This is a genomic window from Paraclostridium sp. MRS3W1 (genome assembly GCF_032465715.1).
GTDB classification, from domain to species: Bacteria; Bacillota; Clostridia; order Peptostreptococcales; family Peptostreptococcaceae; genus Paraclostridium; species Paraclostridium dentum.
The window spans coordinates 1-21,249 of sequence record NZ_JAWDJM010000084.1 but is presented as its reverse complement, the minus strand read 5'-3'; the positions used below and the strand labels follow the sequence as shown (position 1 = coordinate 21,249).

Sequence of the window (21,249 nt, the reverse complement as noted above, 5' to 3'; positions counted from 1 at the left end):
GTAAGTGAGCTACATCAACGTGATATATTTATATCTTTATATTACATATATATCACAGAGGTTTTTATATTATGACTAAAAATAAAACGGACTTATGATATTCTCAGTTGTGGGTATGTAGTTATTTAAAAATATTTAAATAGAAGTAAAAGAGAAAATTTAATATTATATACAATATAGTCAAAGTCTAAGATTGTTATAGGATGTAACGTAATATATTAAATTTGAAAGGGGGATATCATGAAAAAAATATTGTCTATAGTATTGCCAAGTATTTTAATACTTGCAATAACTTTATGGGGTAGGGCTGACAAAAATATATTAGTTGGATTGTTTTTACTTTTTCCAATTATATTTATTATACAAGGAATAATATATTCTAATCTTAAAAATGAATTTATTATAGGATTTCTTTTATCTTCAATAGCATTTATTATTCCTATAAATTTATGGTTTAATATGGGAAGTTGTATTGAATTATTAATATCATATAATATTTTAGGTATAATAAGTTTTTTAGTTAAGAAGAAAGTATCTTCTAGAAACAGTTAATATAATTTATATTTATCTAATACACAATATTAACATATTGAGAATTAGCACTTGGCCTTTATCATGAAATTAGATAATAGAGATGAGAATTATAATTGGTTTAGTTGTATAGATATCGATACGAAAATTAATTTAAATGTAAAAATAGGTTAGAACAATAGGGGGATAAAATGGTAATAGTTTCTTTGCTAATGGTTTTATTTATTATAGGGTGTATATATTATTTACAAGAATTTCTATCTAAGAAAAAAAGCAAAGTACCAGGGCTTATTTTACCTGGGGTAGCTTTTCTAAATTCACTTGTATGTTTACTTCAGGCAACAACATTTAAGATAGGAGTAACAGCTTTTATTTCTACTAGCATTCCAACAATTTTACTTTTAGGAATTTACTTAAGTTGTAGAAAGAAAGTAAGATCGTAGTTAGTATATAAATATAGTAATTGCAATAAAAAGATATAGATAATTAAACAAATATAATTACAAATATAAAAACTAATTGTTTTACAAATTGTTATTATAATTATTATTAAATTTGTTAAACAATTTGACTTAAAAACTGTATAACAAATACAAATGCCCCCTTAAAATCTAGAGAATAGTATTTTAAGGGGGTTTTGCTATATATTTTAATCCAGAATAAACACATATTAATCCAATTTATACTTTTTTAAAATTTAAAATGTTAATATGAGTTAGTACATTTAAATTTCACAGGAGGCTTCTTTATGAAAAAAATTCCACAAAATCTTAAGTCAAAATTAGGCATAATAGGATTTATATTAGTAGATTTATATTTAATCATTTCTTCTGAAAATAATTCAAGAATTGCATTATGTTTGATATCACTATTTATTTTTATTAGAATTATATTTGCTTCAAAAAACAAATGTAATTAATCTATAATAGTTTTAAAATTTCAACTTATAGAAAAAAACTAAATCTAAAGAGACCTCAATATAAATTTAAGTAATAGTTATAATTTAAAGCCCATATAATCTAAATAAGTGGATGTATAGGGCTTTTTTAGTGCATAAAATAAAAAACCTATGGACAACATACTTAAATAGGCATATTATATTAATAAATAAACATATAAGAGGTGATTAGGTATAATGAACAGATAATTTTATTCAATTATTTAAAAAGTTTATAAATCTTAAAAAGTATTTGTTAGATACTTTTATTTTTGAGCTTATAAACTGTCTTAAATTAAGAATAAGATTAATTCATTGAAACCTTAAATCAAACTTCTTTATGAAATTGTTTTATGAGAGTATTAAAATAAAAATTTATATCTTGATATATACAATGTGTTTAAGCTTGATTTGCTTACATAAAATTTATATTATAGTTCTTATTTTTTAACTTTCAGCTATATAACTTATATTTATATAGTTTCAATAAAATGATTTGTGTTTCATATTTAAAATCAATCTTTCTTAATTTAAGTGTAATTTACTTTAAATTTAAGGAAGTTTTTTTATGCAAAAAACTTTCGCAAGGAGGAATATATATGGCACAAATAAACGTAGTCAATTTGACTTTTAGTTACGATACACACGTAGATGATATTTTCAAGAATGCATCTTTTTCTATAGATACAAATTGGAAAATAGGACTTATAGGAAGGAATGGAAGGGGTAAAACCACGCTTTTAAATCTATTTATGAAGAAATTTAAATACTCAGGGACTATATCTTCTCCCGTAGACTTTGAGTACTTTCCATTTCATATAGAAAATAAAGATAGAACTTCTCTTGAAGTAATTAGAAACACAATAGCTCCATTTACAACTTGGGAGGAATTAATGAATGAGTATGTAAATGACGAAGAAAAGTTAGATCAATATGGAGATATTTTAGAAAAATACATTGAAAATGATGGATATATAATAAATGAATTAATAGAAAAAGAAATAAGAAAGATGAAATTAGAAGTTGAAATACTTCAAAGAAACTTCTCTACTTTAAGCTTTGGGGAACAAACAAAGTTACTTCTTGTTGGCTTGTTTTTAAGGAAAAATCACTTTTTACTAATTGATGAACCAACAAATCATCTAGACATAGAAGGTAGAGAGGTTATATCAAATTATCTAGCATCAAAATCTGGGTTTATATTAATTTCTCACGATAGATCCTTTTTAGATAAGATAGTTGATCACGTGCTGTCTATAAACAAGGCAAATATAGAAGTTCAAAGAGGTAACTTCTCAACTTGGCAACTTAACAAGGATAGACAAGATGAGTTTGAAAAGCTTGAAAATGAAAAACTTAAAAAAGATATTAAAAGACTTCAAGAGGCAGCAAAGCAAAAAGCTAGTTGGTCAGATAAAACAGAAGCATCAAAGATTGGAAATGGACCCACTGACAGAGGATTTATTGGGCATAAGGCTGCTAAGATGATGAAAAGGGCTAAATCTATTGAGAAAAGGCAAAATAATGCTATTAAAGAAAAATCTAAGTTACTTAAAAACTTAGAGAATTATGATGATCTCATATTAAAAACTAGTGAAGATATGGAAGAGAAAATATTGACACTAAACAATTTAAGTATTAGATATGGTGATAAAGTATTGTTTAAAAATGTTAATCTAAAAATAAAGCCAGGCGATAGAGTTTGGTTAAAAGGTAGTAATGGATCTGGCAAATCAAGTCTTATAAAACTAATTCTTGGTGAAGATATTTCTTATGATGGCGATATTTATAAGTGTAAAAACATTTCATATGTTTCTCAAGATACATCTTATCTTGAAGGAAATGTTGATGAACTAGCAAGAAAGTATAGTGTAGATTTAAATCATTTAAAATCAAATCTTTATAAAATGGGGTTTGAAAGTATTCAGTTTGAAAAAGATGTAAGTACTTGGAGCGAAGGCCAAAAGAAAAAGCTTTTGATTGCTAAGAGTCTTTGTGATCGTGCTAGTTTTTACATTTGGGATGAACCTTTAAACTTTATTGATGTTATAAGTCGTATGCAAATTGAGGATTTGATTTTATCAGTTCAGCCTACTATGTTATTTGTAGAACATGATGAGTTCTTTGGGGAAAGAATTTCAACTAAAGTACTTGAACTTGAATAATAAATAAAATTAAACAAATGGTGTAACAAATTCAATTTTAAATTGTTTTATAATTTGTTACACCATTTTTAGATTAACGCACATATTGCAAGCAAATCTAATTATAAAATTCAGTTTTGAAACCTTTTACTTCAATTAACTTAAGCTTATCGGATTTCTTATCATAGTACAGATTAGAATGTAATGTAATCTCATCACCATTTTTTGAATTTTTATATTGATTTAAATTTTCAATTTTAATGTCTAGCGAATAATTATTATAGTGTAAGTCTAAATACATTCCAGATTTTAGCCTGTGTTTATCATATACGGTATAAGTAACAGATTTCTCAATAATATAACTGGATTTTTTTATAAAATTTACTTTTACTTTATCATAAACTAACAATATTAGTACAAATATAATCAAGAGACATTTAAAAGTATTAAATATATTTTTCATATTATACATCACCCCTGTTAACTATATATATTACATATTTTTTTATAAAAATCATAGAGACTTCAAGTTAACATTTGGCTATTGATATACAAGAGGTGATATTAAATTACAAGTTTTAAATCCCAATATAACAATATAAACTACAATGAAAATCTATTTAAATTGGAATTAAAAAATGGTAAAACAAATTCATTAACAATTCGTTTTACCATTTCAAAAATTAGTTACTGTCTATACATTATAGATACAGTGAATTTACCCATATCGGTTTTTTCAAATGATACACTTTTACTTTGTTTTCTTTTATTTTACATTGTATTGAATTTTACATAAATAAAAATAAACTTATCGCCATAACTAGCATCCCAAAAACTAAACCATAGATAGAATAATGTCCGTCATCATATTCTTTAGCTAAAGGTAACAACTCATCAATAGAAATAAATACCATTATCCCTGCAACAGATGCAAATAATATACCGAATATGGTGTTATTCATAATTGGCATTAAGACAATATAACCAACTAATGCTCCTACAGGTTCTGCTAATCCAGAAATAAATGAATATAAAAAGGCTTTTTTTCTACTACCGGTTGCATAATAAATTGGAACAGATACAGAAATTCCTTCGGGAATATTATGGATAGCTATTGCAACAACTATGGGTATAGCGATAGTTGAATCTTGAAGTGCAGCGATAAAAGTTGCTAGACCTTCAGGGAAATTATGAATAGCTATTGCTAATGCTGTAAAAATTCCAGTTCTCATTAATTTCATTTTAGCTTTTGGTGTATTTAAACTATTTGAAGAGATTTGATCTAATTCTTCAACATCCCTTACTTCATGAGGATTAGTATCCTTTGGTATAAATTTATCTATTAAGGCTATAACTAAAATCCCTCCAAAGAAACCTAGTATGGTAGCGCCAGTTCCCATTTTATCTCCAAATGATAATGATAAAGAATCTTTAGCCTTAACAAATATTTCAATCATTGAAACATATATCATAACCCCTGCTGAAAACCCTAGGCTACAAGACAAGAATTTTTTATTAGTATTCTTAGAGAAAAAGGCAATGAAACTTCCGATTCCAGTTGATAATCCTGCAATTAATGTAAGTAAAAAAGCAAATCCAACGTTATCCATAAGCCCTCCTTGAATTGAAAAATATTTATAAATGATAATTATTATCATTTATAAAATTATAGCATGATAATACCATAAAGTATATTAAAAATTTCAGTATGCAAAATAAAACTCTATTTGATTAACAATCTGTTTTATCATTTAAGAAACTACTTATTATTTTTATGTTTTAGGTAAATTAGCTAAAGAGTTAAGTGAACAGTCTGAGATCATTGATGGTAAAATATCTATGTATAAAAAAATGTATGGTAATGATATGTTCAAGATGGCGGAGAAAGAGGTAATTTTAAAAAAGGTATATGATAATCGAAATAATCCACTAATCAATGAGATAAAGAATACTTTTAATGAAATTATAGAACTTGAATCCAAATTAAAAGATAAATTAAATAAGGATCAAAAGTAAGATAAACAGACTTATTAATAAAATGCTATCTATTATTATAAATCTGTGATATAATAATATTTGTAGAAATACACAAATAAAATTAAGAGACCTAGAAATAGGTTCATAGGAGTATTATCAAATGATGAATGGAACAGTAAAATGGTTTAACAATGAAAAAGGATTTGGTTTTATATCAGTAGAAGGTGGAGAAGACGTATTCGTACATTTCTCAGCTATACAAACTGATGGATTCAAATCATTAGAAGAAGGTCAAAGAGTAAACTTTAATGTAGTTGAAGGTGCTAGAGGTCCTCAAGCAGAGAATGTAACTATATTATAATATATATATGTTCGGGAAAAAGACACATCGTGTGTCTTTTTTTTATGCAAAATGTATGAATAGTAGGTTTAAAGCTAAAAGTGAGAAAATAAGATAAAGTCCTAAAAATTCAAACAAATGGATTTTTAGGACTTTTTTACTATATATTTTAAAAATTACTTACTATTTTATATAATATTTATAAAATTCACTTATCATTTTATCAACAAAATCATTTATATCATCATTCATATACTTTTTGTTTACAGCGACAGCATATTCATATTTATGATTTGTGTTTTTAATGTTGAGAAGACTTATGTTTTCTAAATTGCTTTTAGATAAAGATTCTTTAGGTAATACAGCTATACCCTTGTTTAGAAACACCATAAGTACAAGTTCTGAAAAAGAATCTGCTATATGTACTATATTTGGTTTAAACCCATCGAGTTCAAAGTTTTTTATTATCTCTTCATGATATGACATACTGTATTCCTTTGAGAAAATGACTATTTCTTCAGACGCTAAATCTATTCCATCTACATCATGTATATTACTTAAATAATGATCTTTACTAGTAATTACAACCATACTACAGTCAATCGTTTTAACTACATTAAACGCATCTAACTTATTTAATTCAACTAAATTTCCTAATATCACATGAAATCCATTACTATGATTTTTTATTAGAGTATTTGGTTTATCTTCCTTTATTTCTATATTTACATCTGGATTTTCTTTAATGTAAGTTTGTAAGAAATTATAAATATAGCTATTTTCCATATCTTCAGACAATCCAAGCTTTATATTATACATATATTTTTTATTTATTTTATGCATTTCTTCAATAGCTCTATTGTAATCATCTAATATATGTTTACATCGCCTATAAAATTTTTTACCCTCTAATGTAAGTGCTGCGCGATAACCACTTCTATCAAATAATATAATACCAAGTTCATTCTCTAAAGTTCTTATCTGTTGGCTAATACCAGTTTGTGATATATTGCAGTGAATAGCAGCCTGTGTAAAACTTTTATAATCTACGCATGCAATAAAGTATTCTAATTTTCTTAAATCCATTTTATATCTCCACCTAATTCATTTATAGTATAAGCATTATATAGTACATTATCGCCTTTCTGTTAAAAAATATAAATGCTAAACATCATAATATTTACTTATGGTGTTTAGCATTTAATTGTATTATCTTTTTTTTCTTGCCTTATTTATAATTGGATACAGCAAATAATTTTTAAATTTGTAAATATATAATCGAGGAGTTAACAAAATGAATAACAAGAAAGTATTATTAACATTAACTATAATTTTTATAGCGGCTAATTTAAGAGGGCCTTTAACTATGGTGGGACCACTAATTCCATCTATGAAGGAAAGTTTTACATCCGGTAATTCACTATTTGGGATATTAACATCAATTCCATTATTTGTATTTGGTATAATATCAATAATTGCACCTAAATTAGATAATAAATTTGGCAAAAGAATTACAATTACAACAAGTTTAAGTTTGCTTTTAATTGGTTTATTAATAAGATCTTTAGGTTCAGTAAGTAGTTTATTAATAGGTAGTATTTTAGTTTCTTTAGGAATAGGAATTTCTAATGTGTTGTTACCTAGTATAATTGTTGAAGGGGCACCTAAAAAAGATGTTGGAAGATTAACTGGTACTTTTACAACAACAATGGGGTTATTTGGATCTATTGCATCTGGATTGAGCATTTTCCTTGCATCTATTGTAGGTTGGCAATTTGCACTTGAGATTTTTGTTATAACAGTAATTATAGCTCTAGTTCTTTGGTTAACTTACAGTAAAACTGTAGAAGGAATAGAAAGAGAAGAACAACTAGAACCTGAAATTAAACTTTCATACCTATTAAAATCAAAGTTGGTTTGGTCAATAGCATTGTTTATGGGGGTACAGTCATGGATAGCATATGCATTATTTGCATGGGTTCCTTCTATATTAATTGATAGAGGGATGTCTTCTAACTTCTCGGCTATAGCACTTATGATTATTCAATTATGCAGTATGCCAACTATGTATATAATCCCGATTATTGCAGGTAAAAAGAAAAGCCAAAGTATGTTTGTTGCAGTAACAACAATAATTGGATTTATTGGAGGCTTATCTTTATTTGCGGCTAATCCAATTATACTTACAGTAGGATTAGTTTTAATAGGAATAGGGCAAGGTGCTAGTTTAAGTTTTTCATATTTATTCTTTACGGTAAGAACAAATAGTGCTAAAGAGACATCTTCATTATCTGGAATATCGCAAACTATAGGATACTTTATTGCATCAACTGGTCCAATACTTTTTGGATATATTCATGATATAACTAATTTATGGAATGGTTCGCTTATATTTATGTTATTTATGCATGGGATACTATTATTTGAGGGTATCTTATCAGGTAGAAATAAAAAGATTTAGAAATCTTTTATTGAGTATTAAAAGTATATTTATGTACTGATCATATAGGATATTATAAACGTTACGACTTCAATTACCTAGGTATTGGGTCCCATCAATGGGGTGAGGAATCTCGTATATATAAGGCAATACTTAATAAATAAAACTAAAGCCCTTAGAATCAAGTTTATAGGATTTAAGGGCTTTTTATTACTTCTTTTTAGATTGTTATTTAAAGTCTAATTTTTCAACTCGCATTTCATAAATACTACTAAATCTTTCTGATTTAGACTAGGATTAAAACCTTCACTAATATCTACACTTGATATAGATTCATCATTACGAGAACTAAATACAGCTATAGGAACCTCCTCACCTAAAGGAAACTCCTTTTCTTTTTCTAATGACGAAAGTACTATATCTTTTGTTGAATCATTAAAGAAGTCAAGTGTTACATCTTTAGAAACCGATGCAATGGAACTAGGATCAATAAAAAATCTTACAATTTTACTTTCTTGATAGATGCCTATTGATAACTCCTTATTATTTGTATCTAATATTGAGTTATGTATTTTATGCTCTGTCACAAACTTTCCATTTTCATACTCTTTAGAATAAAAACTTACTTCATAATTTCCACTTTTTAAGCTTTTAATTATGTAATCTATCCCTTCTCCACTGATTCCAAATGGACTAGTTTCAGAGGAATTATCTTTGACTATCTTAAATACATTTTCTACTACCTTTACCTCTTTTTCATCTGGCTTGCTACTACATCCTGTTAAAATTATTAAAAATACTATTAAACAAAATACGGATAAATATTTTTTCATAACACCCCTCCATATTTATTCTAGATAAAAATACATTATAAAATCAAGCAATTTAATCGATATACTTCAATATGTTTTAATGAGTCGTTAATTTCAATTACGTAATATATAATTGAATTAATAAGTATATCATTCAATTGATGTTCAAATAGAGATTGATAGGGGGAAAAAATGAATATTATATCTGTTAAAAAGCAGCCAGAATATGCTTCTGCTGCAATAAAATACTTTCAAGAAAAGTGGGCAAGTGAAGATAGTCTAAAAGTATATGAAGACTGTATAAATAACTGTATAACAGCAAAGGGTCCACTTCCGCAGTGGTATCTTCTTTATAACGACGATGAAATTGTTGGGTGTGCAGGTTTAATTACCAATGATTTTATCAGTAGGATGGACTTATATCCTTGGGTTTGTGCATTATATATTGAAGAAAAATACCGTGGGAACTCTTACGGTAAGCTACTACTTGAGGAGGCAAAGAAGGATTCAAAAGAGGGTGGTTTTGATAAATTATATTTATGTACTGATCATATCGGATATTATGAACGTTACGACTTCAACTACATAGGTATTGGGTATCATCCATGGGGTGAGGAATCACGTATATATGAAGCAACACTTAATAAATAAAACTAAAGCCCTTAGAATCTAAATAAATAGATTATAAGGGCTGTTTTATTAAATATATTTAGATAAGTTTTTAAAAAATAGTTATTATTTTTGCACTATCACTTTCTATTAATTCACTTAATAAACATTTACCTATAGAGGCCTCATCTAAAAATAAATCTATATCAGTATAATATTTTGTTACTTCTTTGTTTTCATCGTTAGATATGCATCTACCTTCATCGTAATTACCTATAAAATAAATTCTATTATTATATTCAAATTCAATTTCTCTTCCAGATTTCAGCGCATTTTTCCATTTATACATAATTCATTCTCCTACTTTAAACCATTGACCTATTTTTAATTAGTCTCAAGATGTTTATGTGGTAAGGATACTGCTCCTTATTTATTTTTAGTATGAAGAACTACAAACTGCAGCATTTACTAAATCACAAACTTCTTTTGGATCACTAAAGCTCATTTTTGCATCTGAACAAGAAACTCCTGAGTTATTCCAAGCTACCAACCCTGATATAACACCTGCATTATTTGCACATTGAATATCAGTTGTCATATCACCAATATAAATACATGAATCTTTATCTGCTCCTGTTAATTCTATATATTTAAACAGTGGATCTGGGTATGGCTTATGATTTTCTGTATCATCTTCTAAAACAATAGTTGTAAAAAATTCTTCTAAATTAAACTTTCTAAAGTACTTATCATACTCATTTTTACTTCTTGATGATACAGCTCCTAAAGAACAATTATTTTCTTTTAAAAATTCAAGCATTTCCTTTGCACCATCAAAAAAGTCTGCATCAGAACAATACTTTTCGTAATTTACTTGCCATTTACATATATAATTTTCATCAACGTTAGCATTCAATTTTTTAAGACCTATATCTGTTGTAACCCCTAATACCACTCTTATTTCCTCTAATGTGTACTCATATCCATATTCTTTTAATGTATCTTGCCATGTTTTTAATATAGCATTTTCTGTATCAATTAATGTTCCATCTAAATCAAATATATAATGTTTTAAATTCATATTGATTGTCCCCCTGTAAATTGTTATTTTTTAAACTACTTTATTAAGATAACTATACCATAACCTTATATATTGATATAGAAATATAATTTAGAACATGAAAAATGTAGATTTAAAATGGTAATCAAAAATTTATTAGATTAATGGCAGAGAATAGATTTGATATAATTAAGAGTATATGAAATCTAGAAATTTACTGGAGGAACTTATGAATAATTTAGTTTTAAAGAAGGTTGCAAAATCTTTAAATGATTTTAATTGTATGTGGGCAATTGGTGGATCTACGCTATTGAATCATTATGGACTAGTAGAGGAGCCTAAAGATATAGATATATTGGTTAATTCTAAAGATACAGAAAATGTGAAATTAGCAATGAATGAAATAGGTAAGCCGCTTGAGGTTGTAAATAACAGTGATAAATTTAAGTCTGATGATTTTTTTAGATATGATGTAGATGGTACAGAAGTTGAGTTTATGGTTGGGTTTAGAATAAAATGTGAAGATAGTTTATATGAAGTTATATTTGATGAAGAATCAATAGTTTCAACAGTTTTAAAGGATGAAGTTAAAATTAATCTAATGTCACTTGAAGAGTGGTTTGTAATTTATCATGTTCTAGGTGATCCTAAAAATAGAACTCATTTAATAAGTAAATATTTCGAGAAGAACGGAGTAAGTTATAAAAATATATTAATCCGTAATTTAAATTTACAAATGCCTGAATATATTAAAAATGAAATTTTAAATTTAATTAGTTACTAAATTTTATTTTAAGTCTAAATTGTATATTTTAGGTAAAGGTAAAGCCATTAAAATTCATTTTTGAATTTTAATGGCTTTTTTAAGACTACTTTTGAAGTGATTTTTAGAGTATTTCTTTAAATTTTACCATTTTAGGCTAAATAAAAGCTATGTTAGTCTACTTTTAAAGTTTGTTTAATTTTATATGTTAAAATAATTTTGTATTTATTAAATATATAAATATCACTAACTATACTAGCGATTTTTATTCGAGGCTTAGACGAAATTTTAAAATTTTAACATAGATATTACAGTGGATGTATGGTTTTAACAAAAGGAGAATATAGTATGGATATGAAAAATGAAAGTTTAATGAATGAGGCCCGTAGGGCAAAAAAATTACCAAGTATAGGTTGGGCAATTGTATTAACATTTCTTATTATGGATTTTGGTGCTTTTTTCGGTCAAATTCCATTTGAAATTATATCATTTTTTAGTTTTGCTAATACCAGTATTCAAAACGAAAATCTGATAACTTTATTATTTGAATTACTTAGGTTCTTTGGTATATCAGTACTTGTGTATATAAGAGTAGTTAAAATTGAAGAGAGGCCTTTTTCTTCTATTGGATTTTGTAAAGAAGGATGGATAAAGAAATACTTAACCGGATTTATGGTAGGTGCTATATTGACTGCTTCAGAAGTAGCTTTATTGTATTCTTTTGGGCTGATAAGTGTAGAGCAAAGTCCTAGTCAACCAGTAGGATTATCTGCTATAAAGTACATAATTATAATATTAATTGGATGGATAGTTCAGAGTTCAGCTGAAGAAATTGTAACTCGAGGATGGCTTATGAATGTTTTAAGCGCTAAGTATAATAGATGGGTTGGTTTAATTGTATCATCCACTTACTTTGGGTTTATGCATGTATTCAATCCTAATATTAGCTACATAGCGGTTATAAATTTAGTTTTATCAGGATTCTTATTTGGACTTTATGTTTTAAAAACTAATGACCTTTGGGGAGCTTGTGGTCTTCATTGTGCTTGGAACTTCTTTATGGGAAACATATTTGGGTTTGAAGTTAGTGGGACTAGTGCATCTGTAGGTACTTTATTTGATTTAAATTTAATTGGAAACCCATCAATTTCTGGTGGAAAGTTTGGACCTGAAGGTGGCATTTGTGAAACTATTATAATAATCATAGCTATAATAGTTATTATTTATTTAGATAAGAAAAATTTCTTTAAACAATATGAATAAGACTTTATTTAATATAGTTAAGGCACACCAAAAAGTGTGCCTTTTTAATTTCTCAATTTATAAAAGAGTTAAACTCTAAGTTTTATCCATTTAGCGAATTTTTTCCACTCGTCTCCTGAAAATATAGATATTATAAAGTCTGAAATAATTACTCCTATTTCTAAAACTAATTCCACAATTAAAACCTCCTTTTAAACATACTATACTTAAAGTATATCCAATAAAACCTATCTATAGTGAGTTCATATAAAAACCTTAATATATAAATTCAAGATAAGGGAAAATCTATTAAAATACAAATCAATGAGATTAAACGTATTTTCATTAGATTACTTGAAATTCTGCTATGATTTAGTTAAAAGGCGGATAATTAAAATTTAATTAATATAAAATATAGGGGGGATTTTTTGATTATTATTTTTATAGGATTAACTATGTATATAGTAGGACTTGTTTGTAAGTGTCTACGTGATGATTATAAGCAATTTCCTAATTTATTCGTGGGATATAAAACTAAATATGCAATGAAGGACAAAGAGACATGGGATGAAGCCAATTCATATATTTATAAACCGTGTACTTTTTCTTTTATAGTTTCCGTAGCTGCTATTTTAGGAAATAAATTTTTAAATATAAAACTACAAGATACAGTTTATTATATTTTGATATTTGGAATAATCTTCGGTCCAATAATCTTAACAGAAATTCACTTAAGAAGGTTTAATAAAAATAAAAAATAACTAGTTTTAAAAATTTGATTTAGAGACTAAGTTATGAATTTAAACAAATTAAAAAAGAAGAACTGACTTCCTTAAATTCAGTTCTTCTTTTTACGTTTTAAGAGAAGAATTAAATCTTTTCAAATTAAATAATATTATTAGTTATGTACTCCATATATAGCTAATAATATTAGAATCTAAATAAATGGATTTTAATGTAATTTTAACTAGGTATCTTTGAATGTTTTATTAAAAATAGTTAATTAATTTTATAATCGATAATTTTTGTATAGATAATATCGATAAATTGATAATAATTAAAATTATAATAATGTTAATAAGAGGTGATTGTATATGGATATGATTAATAATTTTAATAAAGCTATGAAGTATATAGATCAAAATTTAGAAAATGAAGTAGATTTCAAAAAAGTTTCTCAAATTGCAGGTGTATCCGAGTTTCATTTTAGGAAGATATTTTCTTACCTTTCTGGAATGACACTTAGTAGCTATATTAGAAAAAGAAAGTTATCAGAAGCAAGTCTTGATTTGATTAATAATAAAATGAAAATTATAGATGTTGCAATTAAGTATGGATATGATTCTGCCGATGGATTTACAAGAGCATTTAAAGAGTGGTTTGGAGTTAATCCATCAGAATTAAAGAATCATAAAGATTTTAAAATTTATCCTAGTATGACATTTCAATTAACAATTAGAGGAGGAAGTAATATGAATTATCGCATAGAAAAGAAAAATCCATTTAAATTAGTAGGGGTTAAAAAAAGAGTTCCTATTGTATTTGAAGGACAAAATCCAGAAATAATGAAGATAGCTCAGAGTATAACACAAGAGCAAAGGGAAAGATTACAGTCGTACAGAGACACAGAGGTAAAAACTGTAGTTAATGCGTCTTTTAATCTTGATGATGGAGTATATGAAGAAAAAGGAAACCTAGATCATTTAATAGGGTCAATAACTACGTTAGATTTAGACTTTGGAGAGTTTGATGTAGTTGAAGTTCCTAGTCATACATGGGCTATATTTTCCTGTGAGGGTCAATTCCCAAATTTAATGCAGGACACATATGCTAAAATAGCCTCTGAGTGGTTACCGTCTTCAGGTTATGAACTAGTAGATGCACCAGGAATATCTTTTAATGGAGACATGTCTAATTTATCAAATGTTTACAGTGAGATATGGGTTGCTATAAAATAATACTTAGAATAAAAGAAAAGCCCTTAAAATCAATTTATTTGTATTTTAAGGGCTTTTCTTTTATATATTAATTCATATATTTTGCTATAAATTTTCTAGTTGCTTAGTTATTAATTCTTTATTGATTTTTGATGCTTCAAATTCAATAATTTCATAGTTACCTAAATTATTAATATAAAATGGATCTTCTTTTATAATTTCACTAACCTCTTCTTTATCAGCGTTACATAAAATTACCCCACCTGTTCTAGGGTTCTTTCTTCCTGAACATATAAATTTGTTATTTGCGTAATATTTATTTAAAAATTCTATGTGTTCCTCTAGTTTTTGTTCAATTTTATTCAATTTAACTGTATATGTTATATTTACTATTACCATATGTACATCCCCTTTTATAAAATATGTTTAATGTGTTAAATCTTTAAATCTAGAATTAAAAAGAATTAATAAAAATACATTTTAGTTTAATGCGGTAAAATACAATTGAGTTCCTTCTCCAGGTATTGAAAGCCATACAGTTTCATCATTATCTACTTCATATTCAAAGGATTTTTCATAATGAATATCAGTATTCCCCTTTTTATTACTTGAAAATGTTAACAATGCATTTTTTAATACTTTTTCTTTTCCATCATTCATTTTAACATATCCATCATCTAATTTCATGATTTCCCATTTACCGGCAGGGATTTTATAAGATCTTAGATCTTTAGATATTTCTATATCTTTATAAATTTTGCCATCAGTGATTGAGAAATCTTTATGAGTTATTTTTCTATTTTCTTTTTTAGTCTCTACTACTTCGATTTTTTTTATTGAATTATTTGGATTTTTTAAGCTTTCAATAGTACCATTTATTATTGCAGATCCGCAGAATAGTGTTAAAAATCCACCTATTAATACTCCTAGTTTTTTGTTGATTTTCATGAATTTATCTCCTAATTTTAAACTTAAATGTAGATTTAATATACTAATTTATCTATCTTTTCATCTTCATCCATTTTTTATGCTCCGCTAGTGGACATAAACTTTTTTACTTGTTTTACTTCTTTTATACAATCTGTACATATTAGCATTGATTTAAGCTTATTTACTTTTTTATCAGACCCACAAAATGAACATTTTTCTTTATTTAGCTCTTTTTTAGATGACAATGCATTATTCATTTTAAAAATCCGGTTAAACTCTTTTGAAATAGAAAATTGACATAGAGCCTCTAATTTTTTTACTTTTACCCCTTGTGACATGCTTTATTTCTCCTTTGTTTATTGTTATTTGTACTCATAATATCATCTGAGGCATAGATGTTATCGTACAATTTTGTAAGTATGTGGATATGTATCTAAGAAACCTATATAAGCAAATATAACTTTTTATGAAATGTGATTATTTAGAAGTGTTAAACTTAGCAATAGCAATTGCTTTAGATATTTTTTTGAAGTTGAAAAAATCGATGTGTCCGTAATCAATTGAATAAGTATTTAACCATGAAAAAAACAACTAGATATTATTTGAAATTTAAATGATATTAAGAGACTAAATAGCATAAATGTACCTATCAAAAATGTAAGAATTATTTAAGCTTTGTGTCAGGCTCTTTTAATGTTATAGCTGTATAATAAACTTATCAAATGAAAGATAACTAAAAGGAGGAATTACAAATGACAATAATTTTAGGAAGTTTAATGATAGTTCCATTTATATTAGCAGTAGGAGCAGGGCTAGTAAGCTCAGAATTAGAAGTTGCAAATCAACAATAAACTTTATATAGATAATTAATTGATAAAATGTATTTAATGAAATTCCCAAATCCCTTTTTATATAGATAAGTCACTTACTAATTAGCTATATAAAATTTAAACTAATAAGTTAATTATAGTAATAGTTTTTTATGTAGCTAAGTAAATGTCCACAAAAATAGCTCACTAATCTAATATTTTAGATTAATGAGCTATTTTTAATTATTATAATGCTAAAATCATTTCATACTGTTTTACTACCAGTTTAAAACCTAAGTTTAACAAGAAATCCTTCACAGAAATACATTGACTATCTATATTAACAACATTAAGAGTAGATGATTCTGTATTTTTCACTAAGTCTGCCAATATACTACTTCCAATTCCTTTGCCTCTATAATTTTTATCAACTGCTATTTGTGGGATATCTCCTGTATTTTTATCAATTATTCCATATCCAACAATTTCATCATTAATACTAACAGTAGAGCATATGAATGCATCTGATAGAGCTTTTATTGAGTCAATTGAATTTTGCCATGATGGTTTAAAATCCCAAAAACTCATTAATCTAACCCAATCGATTTCTGTAATATCATCAATGTGTTTGACTTGATGTATAGGTGTACAAGTAAATAGTTTTTTCTCTAAATTAAAACATTCAAACTCTCTTGATACCTCAAATCCTTGTTTTTTATACAAATGAACTGCAGATGTGTTAGATTGAATCACTTCAAGCAAATATTGTTTAACTTCCATTTCTTTAAGGTTTTTCAGTACATTTAAAAACATAGCACTTGTTATACCCTTATTTCTATATTCCTTTACAACACCAGTTCCAGTATCATAAGCAGTTAGCTTACCATCCCATTCTCTAATTGAATTTAATAGGAAACCAACTAGTACATCGTTATCAGATGCACCCATTGAGGCTTGTGTAACATAACCTGTTCGCTGAAGCCTTTGCTTAAGCTTTAAAATAGGCATATCTATTTTTACTTCATAATCTGAAAAAGCCTCATTGAATGTAGTATGTAGTTTTTCAATACTTACATTTTCAAGTGTGTCGTAATTGACCATTATCGAATCCTCCTAAATAACAAATTATGTATATATTATCTTGCTAAATATAACGATTACTATCTATTTACAGTATAGCACTGGTGTTTATACAATATATTATAACTATCTACTATTACGGATAATAGATCTAATATAACTTTCAGACATATTGTACTTACTAGCTAACTCTTTTACATTAAATCCATAAAATATCATTCTATAAAAAAACTACTTAAAATAATCCCCCCCTTCTTGGACACAACAATATGTTTATAAAGAGCCGTTTTTCGATATACCTATTTTTTAATACAGTAGATGGTAAACACTTATTTTAAGTGACTTCAATACTTTCAAGATTAAAATTATGTTTTTATATTCTTGAATTGTTATTACAAATAATTTATTATTAGATATCATTTAACTACAATTTAATAATTTTCTATAAAAATGAAACTTTTCACACATAAATAGTGTCTATATAATTGTATATAAAAAATTAGGGGGAACAGTGTGAGTAAAATAAATGTATTTTCAAATTCGGTAAAAAAAGAATGCTTATCCGAAGAAGCATTAATAAAGAAAGCTATAAAAGGGGATTCTTATTGCTTTGAACTATTATTATTAAAATATAAAGGATACCTATATAAAATAGCCTACAGCTATACTAAAAATGAATGTGATTCCCTTGATTTAATTCAAGAATGCTCATATAAGGCCTGGTTAAATATAAAAAAATTAAAGAAACACTCTTCATTTAAACTGTGGATTTCAAAAATTCTTGTGAATATAGCGTTAAACGAATACCATAAGCAAAATAAAATCAACTATATAGATCTCGATGATTCTATTCCTGATCAAGATGTAACTTTATCAGTTGAAGAAAAGGTCGATTTACAAAATGCTATTGATTTATTAAAACCAGAATACAAAACCGTAATTATGCTAAAGTATTTTGATGATATGACAATAGATAATATCTCAGAAGTAATGGAATTATCTCCAAATACAGTGAAAACACATCTTAGAAGAGCTAAAATCTGCATAAAAACAATATTGAAGGAGGACTGTTAATATGAGTAATAATTATTTTGAAAACATAGAGGTTTCTTCAAATGTAGATCATGCTATTAAAGAGGGTCTTAATAGTGCAATTAAGATTAAAAGAAAAAAAAGAACTAAGACTATTATTATTACGTGTTCATTATCTTTAGCCATTATAAGTAGCACCCTATTTTTAAATGGTGAAGTTTCAGCTCAAATGAAGCAAGCTTTTTGGAGTATAGCCAGTTACTTTGGATTAGATACAGACTTGAGTGAGTACAAGACAACAATAAATAAACCAATAACAAACAATGGATATACAATAACTTTAAATGAAGTTATTTTAGATAAAAATGAACTGACTATATCTTCTACTGTCAAATCTGAAAATGGAGTTTTTCATGGATATCCACAAATATTAGAATCAGTCTATATAAATGGAACACGTATTAATTCAGATTCAAACGGAAGTTCAGAGAATGTTGATGACTATACAGAGAATAATGTTAATACTTATTTTCTAGATAAAGAGTTAAGTGAAGAAGTTAATATACGAGTTGAGTATTCAGGTATACACATACTAAATGAGATCAAAGTGGAGAAAATACAAGGTGATTGGAATTTTAATTTCACTACTAATGCTGATACTTTAGTTAAAGACACATTAAGTGTAAATTTAAATAAAAAGTTTAAATTAGACGATGGAAAAACAATTAAGCTAAAAAAATACATTAGTAATAGCTTAGGAACCAAAATAGAATTTGAGGAGCCTAAGAGTGGAACAGATTGTATGATGAAACTTGTTGGAGTTGATAATTTAGGAAATAAAGTTGAGTTTTATTCAAATTATGCTAACAATGGAAAAGGTATATTTAAATTAGATAATTCATCTGGAGATATAAAAAAAGATGCTAGTAAATTAAATCTTTCTTTATATATATCAGATTCTTCTAATGATTCTTGGAAGAAATTTGGCGCGGATTTTAATATCAATCTAAAATAATATATATTTAATTACTTTGATAATAAAGAGAGGTTGATCCCTAATTAGAGATTTTACCTCTCTTTTTAATTTTTATTATAGCTATTATCCATTAGGTTGACGGCTAGGGGGTAGTGTCTGGGAAATGCACATTTCATATGTTGAATAAAATCAGAATATCGTTTTCAACAAGTTGATTCAAATAAATATAATTTATAGAACTTTTATTATTTTATATGAAATCACTCAAACCATTGGAAACATTAGTAAAAATTCCTTAACATGCACTTTCCGGATACTACCCATGAATTAATAATCAGAATCTAGTTGTTCATATTGAAGTATTAAGTTTTCATTTTTCATACAGAAAATAAAAAATAAAAAAATAAAAAATAAAGCAAAAGTTGTCACAACATAGCCCCCTTATTTTGTTTAAATTACCTTAATAAATTGCAAAACTCGGAATGTGTTAAAATTCGAAGTTTAATTTGCATATATTTCAAAGAATTTCCCCGCTAATTTAGTATAATCAAGTGAGAACAATAAATGCACTAAATAGTTATAAGAAAATTCTATGATATCTTAAAAAATCCAATTAACAAGTAATAACTTATATAGAAAAATTTTTATTCTCCCATAGAGCTGAATTCCTTTTCCTATTCATAACATAATTCCCTATATTAAATATAAAGCTTTACCTTTACCTAGTACTACTTTATTGCAATCCATATCTTAAAATAAACCATTAAATTATCATATATTATATATTTTTCCTACTGGTTTAAACATAGTGATTGAGATTACAAATAAAGACTCTTGGTAATTAACTTCTTCTACAATACATCTTAACCCATTAAAAAAGTCAAGAGTAAGTCTCCAAACTTATTATGCTCCAGGCTTTTATTGACCTATTTACCATTTTATTCCAAATAATAACATAAATTTACATTTTAGTCTATGGAACTCAAATTTATTCTAATACTTTGAAAATAATGTTAATTTATGTTACTTATCTAAAAAGGCAATAAAAAAGACTAAATTTAATCTTTTTTATTGCCTTAAAGTTTTGATTATAATTATTATGTTTACTACTAGTGTATATATACAATAGTCTCAATAACTATATCTCTAATTCAATTATTAGGATATATCTAGGATTATTCTAATATTGTATACCTGTTGATTATTTATCTTTTCGAATAATAGCTCTAACGTAACTCTCAGACATATTGTAATTACTAGCCAACTCTTTTACATTAAATCCATTAAACTTTTCTATAATCTCTCTATCACGAGCATCTTTATATATCATTTTTTCAGTAGGAAAGTACACAGATGTTCCTCCAAATTCTTTAAATAGCATCTTGGTTATATCCATCCCAACCTTCATAGCTATACTTTCAAATTGTGGAGGTAAATCACTTATTTTTAAATCCATAAAAATAGCCTCCTGTAAAAATTCGTTTCACTTTAAGCTTTAGATTGGATCATTTGATCAAAAGCCTATTTATATGGATATTCTACAAATATTTTAGATTTCCTACTAAATAAAATATTTTATGAAAAAATCTCTAAAAATAATAGTCATTAAACAAGAGTAATATCCTTTTAC

Annotated in this window: 24 protein-coding genes; 13 read left to right on the top strand and 11 right to left on the bottom strand. The window is 26.3% G+C overall.

What is annotated here, in order from left to right; all coding sequences use genetic code 11:
* The first annotated feature begins 240 nt into the window (after positions 1-240).
* The 4 genes from RWY47_RS06220 (at position 241) to abc-f (ending at position 3,633) form a co-directional block, all read left to right on the top strand.
* Positions 241-552: a hypothetical protein gene (locus RWY47_RS06220; RefSeq protein WP_224170959.1), complete on the top strand. Its 312-nt coding sequence runs from the start codon at positions 241-243 to the stop codon at positions 550-552.
* 170 nt (positions 553-722) lie between these two features.
* A complete protein-coding gene (locus tag RWY47_RS06215; RefSeq protein WP_150842034.1) occupies positions 723-974 on the top strand; it encodes a hypothetical protein in 252 nt (83 codons plus the stop codon).
* 305 nt (positions 975-1,279) lie between these two features.
* A complete protein-coding gene (locus tag RWY47_RS06210) occupies positions 1,280-1,450 on the top strand; it encodes a hypothetical protein (protein ID WP_160165094.1) in 171 nt (56 codons plus the stop codon).
* A gap of 617 nt (positions 1,451-2,067) precedes the next feature.
* Positions 2,068-3,633, top strand: a complete 1,566-nt coding sequence (gene abc-f / locus RWY47_RS06205; protein WP_224170960.1) for a ribosomal protection-like ABC-F family protein — start codon at positions 2,068-2,070, stop codon at positions 3,631-3,633.
* 97 nt (positions 3,634-3,730) lie between these two features.
* Here abc-f and RWY47_RS06200 read toward each other — a convergent pair whose 3' ends face one another.
* On the bottom strand, positions 3,731-4,075 hold the full coding sequence (locus RWY47_RS06200; protein ID WP_316030275.1) for a hypothetical protein: 345 nt from the start codon (positions 4,073-4,075) through the stop codon (positions 3,731-3,733).
* A gap of 325 nt (positions 4,076-4,400) precedes the next feature.
* Positions 4,401-5,222, bottom strand: coding sequence for a zinc transporter ZupT (gene zupT / locus RWY47_RS06195; protein WP_224170962.1), 822 nt, complete (start codon positions 5,220-5,222; stop codon positions 4,401-4,403).
* Positions 5,223-5,749: 527 nt separating this feature from the next.
* Here zupT and RWY47_RS06190 point away from each other — a divergent pair.
* Positions 5,750-5,950, top strand: coding sequence for a cold-shock protein (locus tag RWY47_RS06190; RefSeq protein ID WP_021430916.1), 201 nt, complete (start codon positions 5,750-5,752; stop codon positions 5,948-5,950).
* 162 nt (positions 5,951-6,112) lie between these two features.
* On the opposite strand, the gene RWY47_RS06185 is transcribed toward RWY47_RS06190, so the two are convergent.
* Positions 6,113-7,015, bottom strand: coding sequence for a LysR family transcriptional regulator (locus RWY47_RS06185; protein ID WP_224170964.1), 903 nt, complete (start codon positions 7,013-7,015; stop codon positions 6,113-6,115).
* A 208-nt stretch (positions 7,016-7,223) separates the two neighbouring features.
* On the opposite strand from RWY47_RS06185, the gene RWY47_RS06180 reads away from it, so the two are divergent.
* Positions 7,224-8,390, top strand: coding sequence for an MFS transporter (locus tag RWY47_RS06180; RefSeq protein ID WP_224170965.1), 1,167 nt, complete (start codon positions 7,224-7,226; stop codon positions 8,388-8,390).
* Between the two features lie 218 nt (positions 8,391-8,608).
* Here RWY47_RS06180 and RWY47_RS06175 read toward each other — a convergent pair whose 3' ends face one another.
* Positions 8,609-9,202 carry a hypothetical protein gene (locus RWY47_RS06175; RefSeq protein WP_224170966.1) on the bottom strand — a complete coding sequence of 198 codons (594 nt, stop codon included), beginning with the start codon at positions 9,200-9,202 and terminating at the stop codon, positions 8,609-8,611.
* Between the two features lie 171 nt (positions 9,203-9,373).
* Here RWY47_RS06175 and RWY47_RS06170 point away from each other — a divergent pair, with 171 nt between their 5' ends.
* On the top strand, positions 9,374-9,832 hold the full coding sequence (locus RWY47_RS06170; RefSeq protein WP_224170967.1) for a GNAT family N-acetyltransferase: 459 nt from the start codon (positions 9,374-9,376) through the stop codon (positions 9,830-9,832).
* A 70-nt stretch (positions 9,833-9,902) separates the two neighbouring features.
* Here RWY47_RS06170 and RWY47_RS06165 read toward each other — a convergent pair whose 3' ends face one another.
* Positions 9,903-10,139, bottom strand: a complete 237-nt coding sequence (locus RWY47_RS06165) for a hypothetical protein (RefSeq protein ID WP_224170968.1) — start codon at positions 10,137-10,139, stop codon at positions 9,903-9,905.
* 87 nt (positions 10,140-10,226) lie between these two features.
* Positions 10,227-10,871, bottom strand: coding sequence for an HAD family hydrolase (locus tag RWY47_RS06160; protein WP_224170969.1), 645 nt, complete (start codon positions 10,869-10,871; stop codon positions 10,227-10,229).
* A gap of 208 nt (positions 10,872-11,079) precedes the next feature.
* Here RWY47_RS06160 and RWY47_RS06155 point away from each other — a divergent pair, with 208 nt between their 5' ends.
* From RWY47_RS06155 to RWY47_RS06140, 4 genes are all read left to right on the top strand, one after another.
* On the top strand, positions 11,080-11,634 hold the full coding sequence (locus tag RWY47_RS06155; RefSeq protein WP_224170970.1) for a hypothetical protein: 555 nt from the start codon (positions 11,080-11,082) through the stop codon (positions 11,632-11,634).
* A 327-nt stretch (positions 11,635-11,961) separates the two neighbouring features.
* Entirely contained in the window at positions 11,962-12,876 is a 915-nt protein-coding gene (locus RWY47_RS06150) for a CPBP family intramembrane glutamic endopeptidase (RefSeq protein WP_224170971.1), read from the top strand.
* Positions 12,877-13,283: 407 nt separating this feature from the next.
* Positions 13,284-13,616: an SdpI family protein gene (locus RWY47_RS06145; protein ID WP_150887186.1), complete on the top strand. Its 333-nt coding sequence runs from the start codon at positions 13,284-13,286 to the stop codon at positions 13,614-13,616.
* A 333-nt stretch (positions 13,617-13,949) separates the two neighbouring features.
* The gene (locus RWY47_RS06140; protein WP_114543675.1) at positions 13,950-14,813 is read left to right on the top strand and encodes an AraC family transcriptional regulator; all 864 of its coding nucleotides are present in this window, start codon (positions 13,950-13,952) and stop codon (positions 14,811-14,813) included.
* A gap of 84 nt (positions 14,814-14,897) precedes the next feature.
* Here the strand turns inward: RWY47_RS06140 and RWY47_RS06135 are convergent, their stop codons facing one another.
* The 4 genes from RWY47_RS06135 to RWY47_RS06120 all read right to left on the bottom strand — a co-directional run bounded on the left by RWY47_RS06135 (position 14,898) and on the right by RWY47_RS06120 (position 17,632).
* On the bottom strand, positions 14,898-15,191 hold the full coding sequence (locus RWY47_RS06135; RefSeq protein WP_021431475.1) for a YciI family protein: 294 nt from the start codon (positions 15,189-15,191) through the stop codon (positions 14,898-14,900).
* A gap of 81 nt (positions 15,192-15,272) precedes the next feature.
* Positions 15,273-15,740, bottom strand: a complete 468-nt coding sequence (locus RWY47_RS06130) for a hypothetical protein (protein ID WP_224170972.1) — start codon at positions 15,738-15,740, stop codon at positions 15,273-15,275.
* Between the two features lie 77 nt (positions 15,741-15,817).
* Positions 15,818-16,060 (bottom strand): hypothetical protein, encoded by a 243-nt coding sequence (locus RWY47_RS06125; RefSeq protein ID WP_021431473.1) that lies wholly within the window; start codon positions 16,058-16,060, stop codon positions 15,818-15,820.
* 717 nt (positions 16,061-16,777) lie between these two features.
* Positions 16,778-17,632 carry a GNAT family N-acetyltransferase gene (locus RWY47_RS06120; RefSeq protein ID WP_150846309.1) on the bottom strand — a complete coding sequence of 285 codons (855 nt, stop codon included), beginning with the start codon at positions 17,630-17,632 and terminating at the stop codon, positions 16,778-16,780.
* A 492-nt stretch (positions 17,633-18,124) separates the two neighbouring features.
* Between RWY47_RS06120 and RWY47_RS06115 the strand changes: the two genes are divergently transcribed.
* Entirely contained in the window at positions 18,125-18,685 is a 561-nt protein-coding gene (locus tag RWY47_RS06115; RefSeq protein WP_150846308.1) for a sigma-70 family RNA polymerase sigma factor, read from the top strand.
* A gap of 1 nt (position 18,686) precedes the next feature.
* Positions 18,687-19,658, top strand: coding sequence for a DUF4179 domain-containing protein (locus RWY47_RS06110; RefSeq protein ID WP_150846307.1), 972 nt, complete (start codon positions 18,687-18,689; stop codon positions 19,656-19,658).
* 1,162 nt (positions 19,659-20,820) lie between these two features.
* On the opposite strand, the gene RWY47_RS06105 is transcribed toward RWY47_RS06110, so the two are convergent.
* A complete protein-coding gene (locus RWY47_RS06105; protein WP_150846306.1) occupies positions 20,821-21,075 on the bottom strand; it encodes a Mor transcription activator family protein in 255 nt (84 codons plus the stop codon).
* Positions 21,076-21,249 lie beyond the last annotated feature (174 nt).